Annotated in this window: 12 protein-coding genes; 5 read left to right on the forward strand and 7 right to left on the reverse strand. The window is 68.6% G+C overall.

The features are described 5' to 3' along the window. Positions 1-34: 34 nt before the first annotated feature. Positions 35-1,207 carry a branched-chain amino acid ABC transporter substrate-binding protein gene (locus tag TCCBUS3UF1_RS03295; protein WP_014515082.1) on the reverse strand — a complete coding sequence of 391 codons (1,173 nt, stop codon included), beginning with the start codon at positions 1,205-1,207 and terminating at the stop codon, positions 35-37. A 147-nt stretch (positions 1,208-1,354) separates the two neighbouring features. After that, a complete protein-coding gene (gene glnA, locus TCCBUS3UF1_RS03300; protein ID WP_014515083.1) occupies positions 1,355-2,695 on the reverse strand; it encodes a type I glutamate--ammonia ligase in 1,341 nt (446 codons plus the stop codon). A 187-nt stretch (positions 2,696-2,882) separates the two neighbouring features. Between glnA and TCCBUS3UF1_RS03305 the strand changes: the two genes are divergently transcribed. Continuing rightward, positions 2,883-4,550, forward strand: a complete 1,668-nt coding sequence (locus TCCBUS3UF1_RS03305; RefSeq protein ID WP_014515084.1) for a bifunctional UDP-sugar hydrolase/5'-nucleotidase — start codon at positions 2,883-2,885, stop codon at positions 4,548-4,550. A gap of 33 nt (positions 4,551-4,583) precedes the next feature. On the opposite strand, the gene TCCBUS3UF1_RS03310 is transcribed toward TCCBUS3UF1_RS03305, so the two are convergent. From TCCBUS3UF1_RS03310 to TCCBUS3UF1_RS03320, 3 genes are read right to left on the reverse strand one after another with little or no spacing between them, the layout of a single operon-like run. Next, positions 4,584-5,027: an MOSC domain-containing protein gene (locus tag TCCBUS3UF1_RS03310; RefSeq protein ID WP_041433727.1), complete on the reverse strand. Its 444-nt coding sequence runs from the start codon at positions 5,025-5,027 to the stop codon at positions 4,584-4,586. Then, positions 5,024-5,713 (reverse strand): c-type cytochrome, encoded by a 690-nt coding sequence (locus TCCBUS3UF1_RS03315; RefSeq protein ID WP_041433728.1) that lies wholly within the window; start codon positions 5,711-5,713, stop codon positions 5,024-5,026. The genes TCCBUS3UF1_RS03310 and TCCBUS3UF1_RS03315 overlap by 4 nt, the downstream gene beginning before the upstream one ends. A gap of 59 nt (positions 5,714-5,772) precedes the next feature. Beyond that, positions 5,773-6,996, reverse strand: a complete 1,224-nt coding sequence (locus tag TCCBUS3UF1_RS03320) for a sulfite oxidase (RefSeq protein ID WP_014515087.1) — start codon at positions 6,994-6,996, stop codon at positions 5,773-5,775. A gap of 180 nt (positions 6,997-7,176) precedes the next feature. Here TCCBUS3UF1_RS03320 and mutS point away from each other — a divergent pair, with 180 nt between their 5' ends. Both mutS and mutL read left to right on the forward strand, forming a co-directional pair. After that, complete coding sequence (gene mutS, locus TCCBUS3UF1_RS03325) at positions 7,177-9,603, forward strand: DNA mismatch repair protein MutS (RefSeq protein WP_014515088.1); 2,427 nt, start codon at positions 7,177-7,179, stop codon at positions 9,601-9,603. After that, the gene (mutL, locus tag TCCBUS3UF1_RS03330; protein ID WP_014515089.1) at positions 9,600-11,219 is read left to right on the forward strand and encodes a DNA mismatch repair endonuclease MutL; all 1,620 of its coding nucleotides are present in this window, start codon (positions 9,600-9,602) and stop codon (positions 11,217-11,219) included. Before mutS ends, mutL begins: the two co-directional genes overlap by 4 nt. Here mutL and rraA read toward each other — a convergent pair. After that, positions 11,128-11,622, reverse strand: a complete 495-nt coding sequence (gene rraA, locus TCCBUS3UF1_RS03335; protein WP_041433730.1) for a ribonuclease E activity regulator RraA — start codon at positions 11,620-11,622, stop codon at positions 11,128-11,130. The two genes, mutL and rraA, sit on opposite strands and share 92 nt — an antisense overlap. An 18-nt stretch (positions 11,623-11,640) precedes the next feature. Between rraA and purU the strand changes: the two genes are divergently transcribed. Both purU and TCCBUS3UF1_RS03345 read left to right on the forward strand, forming a co-directional pair. After that, positions 11,641-12,498: a formyltetrahydrofolate deformylase gene (gene purU, locus TCCBUS3UF1_RS03340; protein WP_041433731.1), complete on the forward strand. Its 858-nt coding sequence runs from the start codon at positions 11,641-11,643 to the stop codon at positions 12,496-12,498. A gap of 46 nt (positions 12,499-12,544) precedes the next feature. Further along, positions 12,545-13,768 (forward strand): S1C family serine protease, encoded by a 1,224-nt coding sequence (locus tag TCCBUS3UF1_RS03345; RefSeq protein WP_014515091.1) that lies wholly within the window; start codon positions 12,545-12,547, stop codon positions 13,766-13,768. Here TCCBUS3UF1_RS03345 and TCCBUS3UF1_RS03350 read toward each other — a convergent pair. Then, positions 13,765-14,157, reverse strand: coding sequence for a hypothetical protein (locus tag TCCBUS3UF1_RS03350; RefSeq protein WP_041433733.1), 393 nt, complete (start codon positions 14,155-14,157; stop codon positions 13,765-13,767). The two genes, TCCBUS3UF1_RS03345 and TCCBUS3UF1_RS03350, sit on opposite strands and share 4 nt — an antisense overlap. Positions 14,158-14,167 lie beyond the last annotated feature (10 nt).

The following is a 14,167-nucleotide window of genomic DNA, read 5'->3' on the forward strand; positions in this document are numbered from 1 at the left end:
CCGCGAGGCCACCCCCTCGAGGCGTTACCTCAGTTTACCTGGCGCCTGGGGCCGCGAGCTCGATGGTGCGGATCAGCTTGTTGTCGGCCCAGTTGCCGCTGGCGGCCACCTGCATGACGAAGTACTTGGCCCTCTTGTTGTCGCCCTTGTCGTCAAACTCAATGGAGCCGGTGAGGCCCTCCAGCTTGACCTTGCGCACCTCCTGGGCCACCTGCTCCCGGGTGGGCTTCTTGCCGCCCGCGGCCTTGATGGCGGCCTCCAGGGCGGCCAGGATCACGTTGGCGGAGTCGTAGGCGTAGATGCCGAAGCCCTCGATCTCCTTGCCGTACTTCTGCTTGAAGCGCTGGGCCAGCTCCTTGGCCTTGGGGAAGGCGGAAACCGGGCCGGCCACCGTGGTGTAGTAGGTGCCGGCGGCGTTCTCCTTGCCCGCCAGGCGGACGAACTCGCTGGAGTCCAGGCCGTCGCCGCCCATAACCCGGGTCTTGAGGCCCCGCTCGCGCAGCTGCTTCACGAAGGGCCCGATCTGGCTGTAGATGCCGCCGAAGTAGATGAGTTCAGGGGTGGGCCGGGCGCCCCGGATCTGGTTGATGATGGGCACGAAGTTGGCCGTCTCCTCGGTGCCCACGAAGGCCACGGCCTTGCCCCCCAGGGCCTCGAGGCGCTTTCTAAACTCCTCGGCCAGGCCCTGACCGTAGGCGGTCTTGTCGTGGATGACGAAGACGTTCTTCACCTTCAGGTTGTTGAAGGCGTACTCCGCCCCCACGGGGCCCTGGACGTCATCCCGCCCGCAGATGCGGTTCACGTTGGGCAGGCGGCGGTCGGTGACCCGGGGGTTGGTGTTGGCCGGGGAGACCATGACGAGCCCCACCCGGGCGTAGACCTCGCTGGAGGGGATGGCCACGCCGGAGTTCAGGTGGCCCACCACCCCCAGGATGTCGGGGTCGTTGATGATGCGGTTGGCGTTGGCCACGCCCACGTCGGGGTTGGCCTGGTCATCGTAGGGCACCAGGACCAGGTCAAAGCCCAGCTGGCGGAACTTGGCCTTGGCCTCCTCCACCGCCAGCTCCGCCCCCAGCTTGATCTGCTCCCCCAAGGCGGCCTGGGGGCCGGAAAGGGGGGACTGGGTGGCGATCTTGATCACGTTGGCCTGGCCCAGGGCCATGCCCAGGGCGGCTACACCTGCTACCAGAAGCCCGATTTTCCTCATAGGCACCTCCTCAGGCACGCGTTCGCGTTGCGGCCCCATTCTACGGGGGGGGTACCGGGCCTTGTCAATGCCTTCCGGTGAATGTTTATGCCTGACCCATGGGTCAGCCCCCCTCCCCCAAGGAGGGAGGGAAGGCCATACCCCTCTTTAGTAGGTGGCCAGGTACTGGTCCAGCTCCCACTGGTGGACCGTCACCCGGTAGTCGTCCCACTCCATCTGCTTGGCCTGGAGGAAGTGGGTGTAGACGTGCTCCCCCAGGGCCTCGCGGATCACGGGGTCCTTCTTCAAGGCCTCGAGGGCCTCCCGGAGGGTGCCGGGAAGCTCGCGGATCTTGTGCTTGCGCCGCTCGCGCACGCTCATCTGGTAGATGTTGCGCTGGATGGGCGGAGGCGGGAGGAGCTTGCGTTCGATGCCATCCATGGCGGCGGCGGCCATGACCGCCAGGGCCAGGTAGGGGTTGGACGAAGGGTCGGGCATGCGCAGCTCGGCCCGGGTGCCCACCCCCCGGCGGGCGGGGATGCGGATCATGGCCGAGCGGTTGGAGGCCGACCAGGCGATGTTGGTGGGGGCCTCGTACCCGGGGGTCAGGCGCTTGTAGGAGTTCACCAGGGGGTTGGTGATGGCCACCATCCCCTCGGCGTGCTCCAGAAGGCCGGCGATGAAGTGGAGGGCGGTCTGGGAAAGCTGGTACTCGGCGTTCGGGTCAAAGAAGGCGTTCTGGCCTTCCTTGAAGAGGGAGAGGTGGGTGTGCATGCCGCTGCCGTTGATGCCCCGGATGGGCTTGGGCAGGAAGGTGGCGTGCAGGCCGTGGTTCAGGGCGATGCGCTTCACCACCCACTTGAAGGTGGCGATGTTGTCCGCGGTGGTGAGGGCGTCGGCGTACTTGAAATCGATTTCGTGCTGGCCCGGGGCCACCTCGTGGTGGGAGGCCTCGATCTCAAAGCCCATGGCCACCAGGGCGTTCACCATGTCCCGCCGGGCCTCCTCCCCCTTGTCGATGGGGGCCAGGTCAAAGTAGCCCGCCTTATCGTGGGTCTCCACGGTGGGCAGGCCCTCGGGGGTGCGGAGGAAGAGGAAAAACTCGGGCTCGGGGCCAGCGTACATGTTGTCAAAGCCTAGCTTCTGCAGCCGCTCCACCTGGCGCTTGAGCACGTAGCGGGGGTCTCCCTCAAAGGGGCGGCCGTCCGGGTAGGTGACGTCGCAGATCAGCCGGGCCACCCGGCCCCGGGCAGGGTCTTCCACCAGGTCGGGCAGGATCACAAAGGTGTTGTAGTCGGGCTTGAGGAGCATGTCCGACTCCTCAATCCGGGTGAACCCCTCGATGGAGGAGCCATCAAACATGATCTCCCCGTCCAGGGCCTTTTCAAACTGGGAGGCCGGCACCTCCACGTTCTTCACCAAGCCCAGGATGTCGGTGATCTGCAGGCGCAGGAACTGGACCTTCTCCTCCTTGAGGGCCTTCAGGATTTCTGCCTTGGTGTACCCCATATTTTGCCTCCTCTGCCCGCCGAAGCCGGTTTTTACCCCTGTAATCCCCGGCGGATTGCGCAAAGTGTACGGCATAAATGTGCAAGATGTCAAGCCTTTATGTGTCAGGTGTTCTCAGAGCCCCTTGCGGAAACCCCCTGACCCCCTTCTGACCTTCCCTTGGGTAGACTGGGGGCTGGAGGCGTGTATGACGAAAGCGTTCCGACGTCGCGATCTGCTCAAAGCCGGTGGGGCCTTGGGCCTGGCGGGCCTGGGCCTGGGGCGGGCCCAGGGGGCCTTTACCCTCACCTTGGTGCACACCAACGACACCCACGCCCGTCTGGAGCCTACGGAGCTCACCCTATCTGGACAGAGGGTGAAGGTGGGAGGCGTGGCCCAGCGCATCGCCTTCTTTGACCGCCTGCGGGGGCAGCGGCGGAACCTGCTCTTCCTGGACGCGGGGGACGTCTTCCAGGGCACCCTGTACTTCAACCAGTACCGGGGCCTGGCGGACCGCTACTTCATGCACCGGGCCCTTTACCGGGTCATGGCCCTGGGGAACCACGAGTTTGACCTGGGGCCCGGGCCGCTGGCGGAGTTCCTCAAGGGGGCCAAGTTCAAGGTGGTGTCCGCCAACCTGGGCCTGGAGCGGGAACCCCGGCTCCAGGGCCTCGTCGCCCCCTATGCCGTGCTCAGCGTGGGCGGGGAGAGGGTGGGGGTGATCGGCCTCACCACCCCGGATACCCGGGAGATCGCCAACCCCGGGCCCACCGTGGACTTCCTGGACCCCTACGAGAGCGCCCAGAAGGCGGTGTTTGCCCTCCTGAAGCAGGGGGTGAACAAAATCGTGGTCCTCTCCCACCTGGGCTACGGGGAGGACCTGAAGCTGGCCAGGCGGCTGGTGGGGGCCCAGGTGATCGTGGGCGGGCACTCCCACACCCTCTTGGGGAGCTTCCCCCACCGGGAACTCTCCCCGGCCGGCCCCTACCCCACGGTGGTGAAGAACCCCGAGGGGAAGGACGTGCTGGTGGTCCAGGCCTGGGAGTGGGGCAAGGTGGTGGGCCTCCTCGAGGTCACCTTTGACGCCAAGGGGGAGGTGGTGGCCTACAAGGGCCAGCCCTTCCTCATGACCCCCGAGGTGGCCCCCGAGGACTTCTTCGCCAAGGAGGCCCTCATGGCCTACGCCCAGCCGGTGATGGCCCTCATGGCCCAGGTGATCGCCGAGGCCCGGGTGGACCTGGTGGGGGAGCGGGCCATCGTAAGGCGGCGGGAGAGCAACCTGGGCAACCTCATCGCCGATGGCATGCTCTGGAAGACCCGAAACGCCGGGACGCAAATCGCCCTGCAAAACGGCGGGGGGATCCGGGCCTCCATCCCCAAGGGGCCCATCACCGTGGGCAAGGTCTACGAGGTCTTACCCTTCGGCAACACCCTGGTGGTCATGGACCTGAAGGGCCGGGAGATCAAGGCCGCCCTGGAAAACGGGGTGTCCCAATGGGAGGCCCAGGCCGGGCGCTTCCTCCAGGTGGCCGGCCTGCGCTACGCCTTTGACCTCTCCCGGCCCGCCGGGGACCGGGTGGTGCGGGTGGAGGTGAGGACCCCGGGAGGCTTTGTGCCCCTGAACCTCGAGGCCACCTACCGGGTGGTGGTGAACAACTTCATCGCCGCTGGGGGGGATGGGTTTACCGTGCTCAAGGAGGCCCAGGGCTACCGGGTGGACACGGGCTTCTCCGACGCGGAGAGCTTCATGGACTACCTGCGCGAGCTCAAGGCGGTGGAGCCCAGGCTGGAGGGCCGGATTGAGGTCCTGAACGAGCCCAAGGGGGAAAAACCGGCCTACTGGGCCTTCCAGATGCCAGAAGGGGTGGGGGTTTAGACCCCAATGGGGCCCCGGGGGGTCCCCCGGGGCCTACTCCGCCAGGGTCAGAACCTTTACCCCATCTCCCACCCGTACCCACCCCCCTTGGAGGACCCGGGCGTAAACCCCCCGGCCCCCATAGAGGAGCTTGGGCAGGCGCAGGTCAAACTGGGAAAGGCTTCGGCAGACGGTGCAGAGGGAGGTGAGCTCCAAAACCGCCTCCCCCACCTGGAGCCTGGCCCCGGGGGGGAGGGTGTGGGGGTCCAGGTCCAGGAGGAGGTTTTCCCCCAGGGCCCCGTAGGGGAGGTTTATCCCCGCCTCCTGGGCCTTCCCGTAGGCGGGAAGCCCTGCCACCAGGACCGCCCGGTCGGGGTCCTTCCCCGCGTGCCGGTCCCCCTTGGCCCCAAGGCCGGCCACCAGCTCCAAGGCCGCCACGGGGTCCTTGGGTAGGCCAGGCCCCACCCCCAGGTGCAGGGAAACCACCCGCCCCCTCATGGCAGCTTCAGCCCTTGCCGGGCCTTGAGCACCTCCTCCGGGCCCAGGGGCTTTTCCCGGGCGGCCTTCACCTCGGCTGGGGTGTAGGGCCTAACCCCCTGAGGGGCCCCCCAGGTGAGGAGGTGGTTCAGGACCAAGGCCAGCTCCTCGTCGGAAAGCCAGGTGAAGCCGGGCATGATGCCGCTATACTCCTGCCCCTCCACCTTGATGGGGCCCTGCACCCCGTAAAGCACCGCCAGGAGGAGGTAGTTCCGCCCTCCCTCCACCCGGAGGAGCTTTTCCACGTGCCCCTTGAGGGGAGGGAAGGTGGGCGGGTTCCCCTCCCCCTGGGGCCCGTGGCAGCCCGCGCAGCTGGCGTAGACCTGGGCCCCGGTCTTGGCCTGGGCCTGGACCGGGGGCGGGGCGGGCGGGGGCTGCAGGCCCAAGTAAAGGGCCAGGTAGTCCAGGATGGCGGCCCGCTCCTCGGGGGTGATCTGCAGGCCCCGGCTCACCATCTCGGTGAGGATGGCGTCCCAACGCTCTCGGGAAAGGCGTTCCCGGGCTACGAAGCCGATGTCGTGGCAGGCCTGGCACTTGGCCAGGACCAGGTCCTTTCCTGGCCCCTCGGGCAGGGTGTACTGGCCGAGGGCCAGGTACCCGGCAAGGCCGAGGGCCAGAAGGCCCATGGGCGCAAGGAATCTCTTCATGGTTCAAGTCTAAGGCCAAGCCCCGGAGGGCTTGGTGGGGCCCGCTACGCCCCTGGGGTTTAGGACACGGTGAACCTCACCCGCATCACGCCGCTGTACTCGTAGCCCCGCTCGTTCCAGGCCACGTTGCCGTCCAGGGGCTGGCTGCGCCCGGCGGCGTCCCAGGCCCGGGCCATGACCTCGTGCTCCCCGGGTCGGAGGTAGACCGTCCCCCGCCAGCGCACCCAGCCGAAGGTCTTTTCCGTGCGCTCCAGCTCTGCCCTGTGCCAGCTCCGTCCGCCGTTGGTGGAAAGCTCCACGCTCACGATGGGCGCGATGCCGTCGTTGAAGGCCACCCCCTCCACCCGCACGTAGGGGCCCCGGACGGTCTGCCCCTCCAGGGGGGCGAAGATGAAGCTGTTGAGGGTGACCAGCCAGTTGGGGCGGGAGTTTTGGAAGCTATACGGGTAAGTTTTGCCCGGCTCTTGCGGAAGGAAAGGCAGTTGGGTGTTGGGGATGGCGGGCACCCGGTAGCGGGGCATCTGCTCGGTGGTGGTGTTTTCGCCCTCTGTGAACTCTATCTTTTCCACCCATTTCACATGGTTTACCCCGAAGTAGCCCGGGAAGACCAGGCGCACGGGCCCCCCGTGGACCGCGGGCAAGGGCTCACCGTTCATGGAGAGGGCCAGGAGGGCGTTTTCCAGGGCGTGGATGGGCACGGAGCGCACGAACTCGGGGGCGTTCCCCTGGCGGCTGGCGTGGGCGGTGATGTGGAAGGCCTTGTCCAGGAGCTTGGCCCCCTTGGCGGCCAGGAGGTCCCTAAGGCGCACCCCGCGGAAGGTCACGTTCCCCACCCCGCCCCGCTTCCAGGGGTTGCCGGAGGGGCGGGGTTGGTAGAGGGTGCGTCCGTTCCCCGAGCACTGGAGGACCATGGTCACCTCCTGCTGGGGCAGGGAGAGGAGTTCCTTGGCCTCAAAGGTAAAGGGCTTGTCCACCAGGCCCCCCACCTGGACCTTCCAGCCCTCGAGGTTCGCCCCCTCCACGGTGTTGTAGCCGGGGAGGTCCACGTTGTTGCGGATGTAGAGGATCTCCTTGGGGGTGCGCTCGGCGTTGGCCGCCAGGAGCTCGTAAGGGGTTTCCAGGACGATGGGCCTTTGGGAGAGGACAAGGAGCCTCCGGTCCTTTCCCCTCACCAGCTGGTCTGCGGTGGGGGCCTGCTGGGCCAGGCCCCGGCCCCCTACGGCCAGAAAGGCCGCCCCCAGACCCATGAGCTTCAACGTGGTGCGGCGGTTCACCTTTCCCATAAAGCCTCCACGAAGCCGGGGGGACATTTGTCCCCGCTTTCCGGTTGCCCCCAATCTAGAGAGCACACCCTACCCCTGTCAAGTGAGGGTTTGCAAGGATGAAGCCCATTTGTAAGGGGTATTGGCCTCGCCTTGCTAGGGGGGTATAAGGGGGCCTGCCGCGGGGTTAAGATAAGGGGCATGCTGAAGGGCGAAGGCCCTGGTCCCTTACCCCCCCTTTTGCAGCAGTACGTGGAGCTGCGGGACCGCTACCCGGACTACCTCCTCCTTTTCCAGGTGGGGGATTTCTACGAGTGCTTCGGCGAGGATGCCGAGCGCCTGGCCCGCGCCCTGGGCCTGGCCCTCACCCACAAGTCCAGCAAGGACTTCACCACCCCCATGGCGGGGATACCCATCCGGGCCTTTGACGCCTACGCCGAGCGCCTCCTCAAGCTGGGCTTCCGCCTGGCGGTGGCCGACCAGGTGGAGCCGGCGGAGGAGGCCGAAGGCCTGGTGCGCCGCGAGGTCACCCAGCTCCTCACCCCCGGGACCCTGGTCCAGGAGAGCCTCCTGCCCAAGGAGGCCAACTACCTGGCGGCCCTGGCCACGGGGGACGGCTGGGGGGTGGCCTTTTTGGACGTGTCCACCGGGGAGTTCAAGGGGACGGTGTTGCACGGCAAAAGCGCCCTTTACGACGAGCTTTTCCGCCACCGGCCCGCGGAGGTCCTCCTGGCCCCCGAGCTCCGGGAAAACCCAGAGTTTGTGGAGGAGTTTCAGAAGCGCTTCCCGGTCATGCTTTCCGAGGCCCCCTTTGACCCCGTGGGGGAAGGCCCCCTAGCCCTGCGGCGGGCCCAGGGGGCCCTTTTGGCCTATGCCCGGGCCACCCAGGGGGGCACCCTAAGCGTCCGGCCCTTCCGTTTCTATGACCCCGGGGCCTTCATGCGCCTGCCCGAGGCCACCCTTAGGGCCCTGGAGGTTTTTGAGCCCCTACGGGGCCAGGACACCCTGTTTGGGGTTCTGGACGAGACCCGGACCGCCCCCGGGCGCAGGCTCCTCCAGGGCTGGCTCCGCCATCCCCTCCTGGACCCGGGCCCCCTGGAGGCCCGGCTTTCCCGGGTGGAGCGGTTCGTGAGGGAGGGGGCCTTGCGGGAGGGGGTCCGGCGCCTCCTCTTTCGCTTGGCCGATCTGGAGCGGCTCGCCACCCGCCTGGAGCTGGGCCGGGCGGGGCCCCGGGACCTTGCGGCCCTGCGGCGGAGCCTGGCCCTCCTTCCCGAGCTGAAGGCCCTCCTGGGGGAAGAGGTGGGCCTTCCCGACCTTTCCGCCCTTTTGGGGGAACTGCAGGCGGCCTTGGTGGAGGACCCTCCCCTGAAGCTTTCCGAGGGGGGGCTGATCCGCGAGGGGTACGACCCCCACCTGGACCTTCTGCGGCGGGCCCACCGGGAGGGGGTGGCCTATTTCCTGGAACTGGAGGAGGGGGAGAAGGCCCGGACCGGCATCCCCACCCTGAAGGTGGGCTACAACGCCGTCTTCGGGTACTACCTGGAGGTGACCCGGCCCTACTATGACCGCGTGCCCCCGGAGTACAAGCCCATCCAGACCCTCAAGGACCGCCAGCGCTACACCCTGCCGGAGCTGAAGGAAAGGGAGCGGGAGCTTTACCGCCTCGAGGCCCAGATCCGCCGCCGGGAGGAGGAGGTTTTCCTGGAGGTGCGGGAAAGGGCCAAGGGGGAGGTGGAGGCCTTAAGGGAGGCGGCCCGGGTCCTGGCCGAGCTGGATGTCTACGCCGCCTTGGCCGAGGTGGCGGTGCGCTATGGCTACACCCGGCCCCGCTTCGGCGGGCGGCTGCGCATCGTGGCCGGGCGGCACCCGGTGGTGGAGCGGCGCACGGCCTTCGTGCCCAACGACCTGGAGATGGCGGGGGAGCTGGTCCTGGTCACGGGGCCCAACATGGCGGGGAAGAGCACCTTCCTGCGCCAGACCGCCCTCATCGCCCTCCTGGCCCAAGTGGGGAGCTTCGTCCCCGCGGAGGAGGCCGAGCTTCCCCTTTTTGACCGCATCCTCACCCGCATCGGGGCCTCCGACGACCTGGCGGGAGGGCGGAGCACCTTCATGGTGGAGATGGAGGAGGTGGCCCTGATCCTCAAGGAGGCCACGGAAAGGAGCCTGGTCCTTCTGGACGAGGTGGGCCGGGGCACCAGCAGCCTGGACGGGGTGGCCATCGCCACCGCCGTGGCCGAGGCCCTGCACGAGCGGCGGTGCTACGCTCTCTTCGCCACCCACTACTTTGAGCTCACCGCCTTGCCCTTGCCCCGGCTGAAAAACCTGCACGTGGCCGCCAAGGAGGAGGAGGGGGGGCTTACCTTCTACCACCAGGTCCTGCCCGGGCCGGCCTCCAAGAGCTACGGGGTGGAGGTGGCCCGCCTGGCGGGCCTGCCCCCGGCGGTGGTGGAGCGGGCCCAGGCCCTCCTCCAGGCCATGGCCGCCCGGCGGGAGGGCCTGGCGGCGGAGGTTTTGGAGCGGCTCCTCGCCCTGGACCCCGACCGCCTCACCCCCCTGGAGGCCCTCCGCCTCCTCCACGAGCTCAGGGCCTTGGCCCTGGGAACCCCCTTGGGTACCATGAAGGGGTGATCCGCCCCCTGCCCGAGGCGCTCCGGGGCCTCCTGGCCCGGGGCGAGGTCCTCCTTTCTGTGAGGGATGCGGTGCGGGAGCTTTTGGAAAACGCCCTGGACGCGGGGGCCAGGCGGGTGGTGGTGGAGCTCCATGGGGGAGGGCTGGAGCGGCTCGTGGTGGAGGATGACGGGGCGGGGATCCCCTTGGAGGAGCTTCCCTTGGCCGTGGAGCCCTTCGCCACCAGCAAGCTGGAGGATCCTTCCCGCATCGCCACCTTGGGCTTCCGGGGCCAGGCCCTCTACGCCCTGCGCCAGGCGGCTTCCTTGCGCATCCGCTCCCGGCCCCGGGGGCAGCTGGGTGGGGGGCTCCTTGTGGTGCAGGGGGAGCGGGTGGAGCTCAAGGAGGTGCCCGCCCCGCCCGGCACCCGGGTGGAGGTGGTGGGCCTCTTCCGAGGGGAAGGGCGGGAGGCGGGGCGGGAGCTCAAGGGGGTTTTGGACCTCCTCCGCCGCTACCTCCTCCACCACCCTAGCCTTTCCCTGGCCCTTTTCGCCGAGGGGGAGGCCCGGCTTCTCTTCCCCGGGGCTGGGCTTCTGCAGGCGGCCCAGCTGGCCTTTGGCCGGGTGTTGGCCGACCGGCTCCTTCCCCTCGAGGCAAGGGAAGGCGGCCTCCACCTCGGGGGCCTCCTCTCCGGCCCCCAGGCCTCCCGCACCCGGCCTGACCTCCTCTTCCTTGCGGTGAACGGCCGGCCCGTGGCCTGGCCCGAGGGCCTCCTCAAGGCCCTGCGGCGGGCCTACCAGGGACTCCTCCCCGAGGGGCACTTTCCCGTGGGGGTGGTGAACCTTTACCTGCCCCCTGACCTCTACCGCCTGCGCCTGGATGCCCGCAAGGAGGAGGTGGCCCTGGCCAAGGAGGTGGAGGACTTCCTGGAAGGGGCCCTAAGGGGTCTTTTCCGCCGCCTGGACCTGGCCCGGGCCCTGCCCGAGCCCAAGCCCCTTTTTCCCCTTGCCCCCCCCACCCCTTCGGGCCTGCCCCGCCTGCGCTACCTGGGCCAGTTCCGGGATAGCTACCTCTTGGCCGAGGGGGGGGATACCCTCTACGTGGTGGACCAGCACGCCGCCCACGAGCGCCTCCTCTATGAGGCCTTTTGGGCCCAGCTCCAGGCCGAGGGGCCCAAGCCCCTGGCCTACCCGGTGCTGGTGGACCTCGCCCCTGAGGAGGAAGGCCTGCTGGGGGGGGAGGCCCTGGATGCCCTGTTCGCCTACGAGCCCTTTGGCCCGGGCAGGGTGCGCCTCCTGGCCGCCCCGGCCTTCCTGCACCCTTACCCTTTGCTCCTGCCCGAGGTCTTCCGGGAGGCCCTGAAGGGGGAGGAGAGAAGCCTGAAAGACCTCCTGGCCCGCCTGGCCTGCCTGCCCGCGGTGAAGGCCGGCCACCCCCTGGGCCAGGCCGAGGGGCAGGCCCTGCTGGATGCCCTGGTGGCCTGCCAGACCCCGTGGGTCTGCCCCCATGGGCGGCCTGTCCTCCTGGCCCTCAAGGAGGAGGAGCTCATCCGCCGCTTTGGCCGCCGCTCGGGGGCGCGGGCAGGAGGAGAAGCCCGTCCTCGTCCGCTACCAGAAAGCTTCCCGGGAGGATCCTGACCCCCCAAAGCTCCAGGGGCACGTCCACCTCCCCTTGCCCCTCCTTGGCGCTCTTTTTGGGGGTGGCGGCCAGGGCCAGGATGCCCAGGGAAAGGGATTGGAGCTCCGCGGTGTCCCGCACCGCCCCATGGACCACCACCCCGGTCCAGCCCCGTTCCCAGGCCAGCCGGGCCAGGTTGCCGCCCAGGAGGGCGGTGCGCAGGGAACCCCCGCAGTCGACCACCAGCACCTGGCCCTTCCCCTCCTCCTCCAGCACCTGGCGCACCAGGGCGTTGTCCTCCCGCACCCTAAGGGTGCGTACCCTCCCGGCAAAGCGCTTCCTGCCGCCAAAGCTCTTGTACACCATGGGCAGGGTGTCCGCCTCGGGGTGGGCATCGGAAAGGTCCGTGGTGATGAGCTCCATGGGGATATAGTAGCGGGCATGGAGGAGGCGCGGCTCCTCATCACCTGCCCCGACCGGCCCGGCATCGTGGCCGCGGTTTCCGGCTTTCTCTACGCCCACGGGGCCAACATCACCGACCTGCAGCAGCATTCCACCGACCCCGAGGGGGGTACCTTCTTCATGCGCCTGGCCTTCACCACCCCCCACCTGGACCTCTCCCGCCCGGCCTTGGAGCGGGCCTTTCAGGAGGTGGTGGCGGCGCGCTTCGCCATGGAGTGGCGCCTGGCCTACGCCGCCGAGAAAAAGCGGGCCGCCATCCTGGTCTCCAAGCCCGCCCACGCCCTTTTGGAGCTCCTTTGGCGCTACCGGGTGGGGGAGCTTCCCATGGACCTCCGCCTGGTGGTGTCCAACCACCCCGACCATCGGGAGGAGGTGGAGCGCTTCGGCATCCCCTACCACCACGTGCCGGTGGAGAAGGGGCGCAAGGAGGAGGCGGAGGAGGCCATCCTCGCCCGGCTGGAAGCGGAAGGGGTGGAGCTGGTGATCCTGGCCCGCTACATGCAGGTCCTCTCCCCGGCCTTCGTGGCCCGCTACCCCATGCGCATCATCAACATCCACCACTCCTTCCTGCCCGCCTTCGCCGGGGCCAACCCCTACCGCCAGGCCTACGAGCGGGGGGTGAAGCTCATCGGGGCCACGGCCCACTACGTGACCGCGGAGCTGGACGCGGGGCCCATCATTGAGCAGGACGTGGTGCGGGTCTCCCACCGCCACTCGGTGGCGGAGATGCGGCGGCTTGGGCAGGAGCTGGAGCGCACGGTCCTGGCCCGGGCGGTGAGGTGGCACCTGGAGGACCGGATCATCGTCCACGGCAACAAAACCGTGGTTTTCGTCTAATCCCCCCCTAACCAGGGGGGCGTAGGGTGGGGTGGGGAGGTGGCGCATGAACCTAGGCCGTTCCTTCGTGGGGTTTTTGGTGCTTTCCCTCATGGCGGGGGCTGTGCTCTGGTGGGGGCTTTCCAACGGCCAGACCGGCCGGCCCCAGACCCCCCAGGCCGCGCCCACGGCCGAGGCCGGGCTTTTGGAGTACGAGCGCAACACCGTGGAGATCGTGGAGAAGTATGGGGACGGGGTGGTCTACGTGGGGGTGGTGACCCGTCCCCAGAGCGTGCAGCTCCCCCCCGGCTTTGAGTTCTTTGCCCCCTTCCTGCAGACCCCGCCCCAGGAGGGCACGGGCTCGGGCTTCGTCATTGACAAGGAGGGCTACATCCTCACCAACTACCACGTGGTGGAGGGGGCGAGCCGCATCACGGTGAAGTTCCACAACGATCCCCAGGAGTACCAGGCCCGCCTGGTGGGGGCGGCCCCACCCCTGGACCTGGCCCTCCTCAAGGTGAACGCCCCCAAAGAGAGACTATCCCCCTTGGTCCTGGGGGACTCGGACCGGATCCGGGTGGGGCAGAAGGCCATCGCCATGGGCAACCCCTTTGGCCTCGAGTTCACCGTGACCCAGGGCATCGTTTCCGCCATCCGGGAGAACCCGGGGGCCATCGGGGACGATTCCGGCCTGGTACCCCAGGTGATCCAGACCGATGCCGCCATCAACCCCGGTAACTCCGGCGGCCCCCTCCTGAACTCCCGGGGGGAGGTGATCGGCATCAACACCGCCATCTTCACCCCCACGGGCCAGTTCGGGGCCGCCCAGTTCGCCGGGGTGGGGTTTGCCCTGCCCATCAACCTGGTGAAGCAGTACCTGCCCGACCTCAGGGCGGGGAAGACCCTCACCGCGGAGGAGATCGTCCGTAGCCGCCCCCGGCTTGGGGTTTCCCTCATCCCCCTTTCCCTTTACCCCGAGCGGCTGCGGCAGCAGTATGGGCTTCCGGCGGTGGGCCTCATGGTGCAGGAGGTGGAGCGGAATAGCCCCGCCGCCCGGGCCGGGCTGCGGCCCCCAAGCCGCTTGGCCTACATCCAGCTGCCCAGTGGGGAGGCCCTGCAGGTGGGGGTGGACGGGGATGTCCTCCTCAAGGCGGACGGCGTACCCCTCACCGCCATCGCCCAGCTGCGCCAGGTGCTCTACGCCAAGAAGCCCGGGGAGGCGGTGAGCCTCGAGGTCTGGCGCCAAGGCCGCACCCTCACCCTCAAGGTGGTGCCCCAGGTCCTCCGCTAGGGGGGCCAGAGGAGGCGGAGCCGGAGGCATGCCCCCTCGGCCCGGAACCAGGTCCCCCCAAGCCGCACCGCCAGGCCCACCTCGGAGCAGAACCTAAGTTCCCGGCGCCGCTCCTGGGCCAGGGCCTGGTTCCAGGGGTACTCCCCCCCGGTGTAGTAGGCCTCCGTCTCCGGGTCGGTGAAGGCCCTGAAGCCCCGGAAGTCCCAGGCCAGGCCAAACTCCAGGAGGACGGGCCTCCCCGTTACCGAGTTCACGAACTCCACCCGCCCCTCCTCCCAAGGGAGAAGGAGGAGGTAGCGGCGCCCTTCCCCCTCCACCTCCACCACCCGCACCAGGGCCAAAAGGGCCAGGAAAACCCAGAAGGCCCAGCTCCTGAGGAGCCGGGCCATGGGGGCTTTT

The sequence above is a fragment of the Thermus sp. CCB_US3_UF1 genome (assembly GCF_000236585.1).
Taxonomy (GTDB): Bacteria; Deinococcota; Deinococci; order Deinococcales; family Thermaceae; genus Thermus.

Coding starts and splice junctions, on each gene's coding strand:
- TCCBUS3UF1_RS03295 (WP_014515082.1), bottom strand. CDS start 1,207: ATGAGGAAAATCGGGCTTCTGGTAGCAGGTGTAGCCGCCCTGGGCATG.
- glnA (WP_014515083.1), bottom strand. CDS start 2,695: ATGGGGTACACCAAGGCAGAAATCCTGAAGGCCCTCAAGGAGGAGAAG.
- TCCBUS3UF1_RS03305 (WP_014515084.1), top strand. CDS start 2,883: ATGACGAAAGCGTTCCGACGTCGCGATCTGCTCAAAGCCGGTGGGGCC.
- TCCBUS3UF1_RS03310 (WP_041433727.1), bottom strand. CDS start 5,027: ATGAGGGGGCGGGTGGTTTCCCTGCACCTGGGGGTGGGGCCTGGCCTA.
- TCCBUS3UF1_RS03315 (WP_041433728.1), bottom strand. CDS start 5,713: ATGAAGAGATTCCTTGCGCCCATGGGCCTTCTGGCCCTCGGCCTTGCC.
- TCCBUS3UF1_RS03320 (WP_014515087.1), bottom strand. CDS start 6,996: ATGGGAAAGGTGAACCGCCGCACCACGTTGAAGCTCATGGGTCTGGGG.
- mutS (WP_014515088.1), top strand. CDS start 7,177: ATGCTGAAGGGCGAAGGCCCTGGTCCCTTACCCCCCCTTTTGCAGCAG.
- rraA (WP_041433730.1), bottom strand. CDS start 11,622: ATGGAGCTCATCACCACGGACCTTTCCGATGCCCACCCCGAGGCGGAC.
- purU (WP_041433731.1), top strand. CDS start 11,641: ATGGAGGAGGCGCGGCTCCTCATCACCTGCCCCGACCGGCCCGGCATC.
- TCCBUS3UF1_RS03345 (WP_014515091.1), top strand. CDS start 12,545: ATGAACCTAGGCCGTTCCTTCGTGGGGTTTTTGGTGCTTTCCCTCATG.
- TCCBUS3UF1_RS03350 (WP_041433733.1), bottom strand. CDS start 14,157: ATGGCCCGGCTCCTCAGGAGCTGGGCCTTCTGGGTTTTCCTGGCCCTT.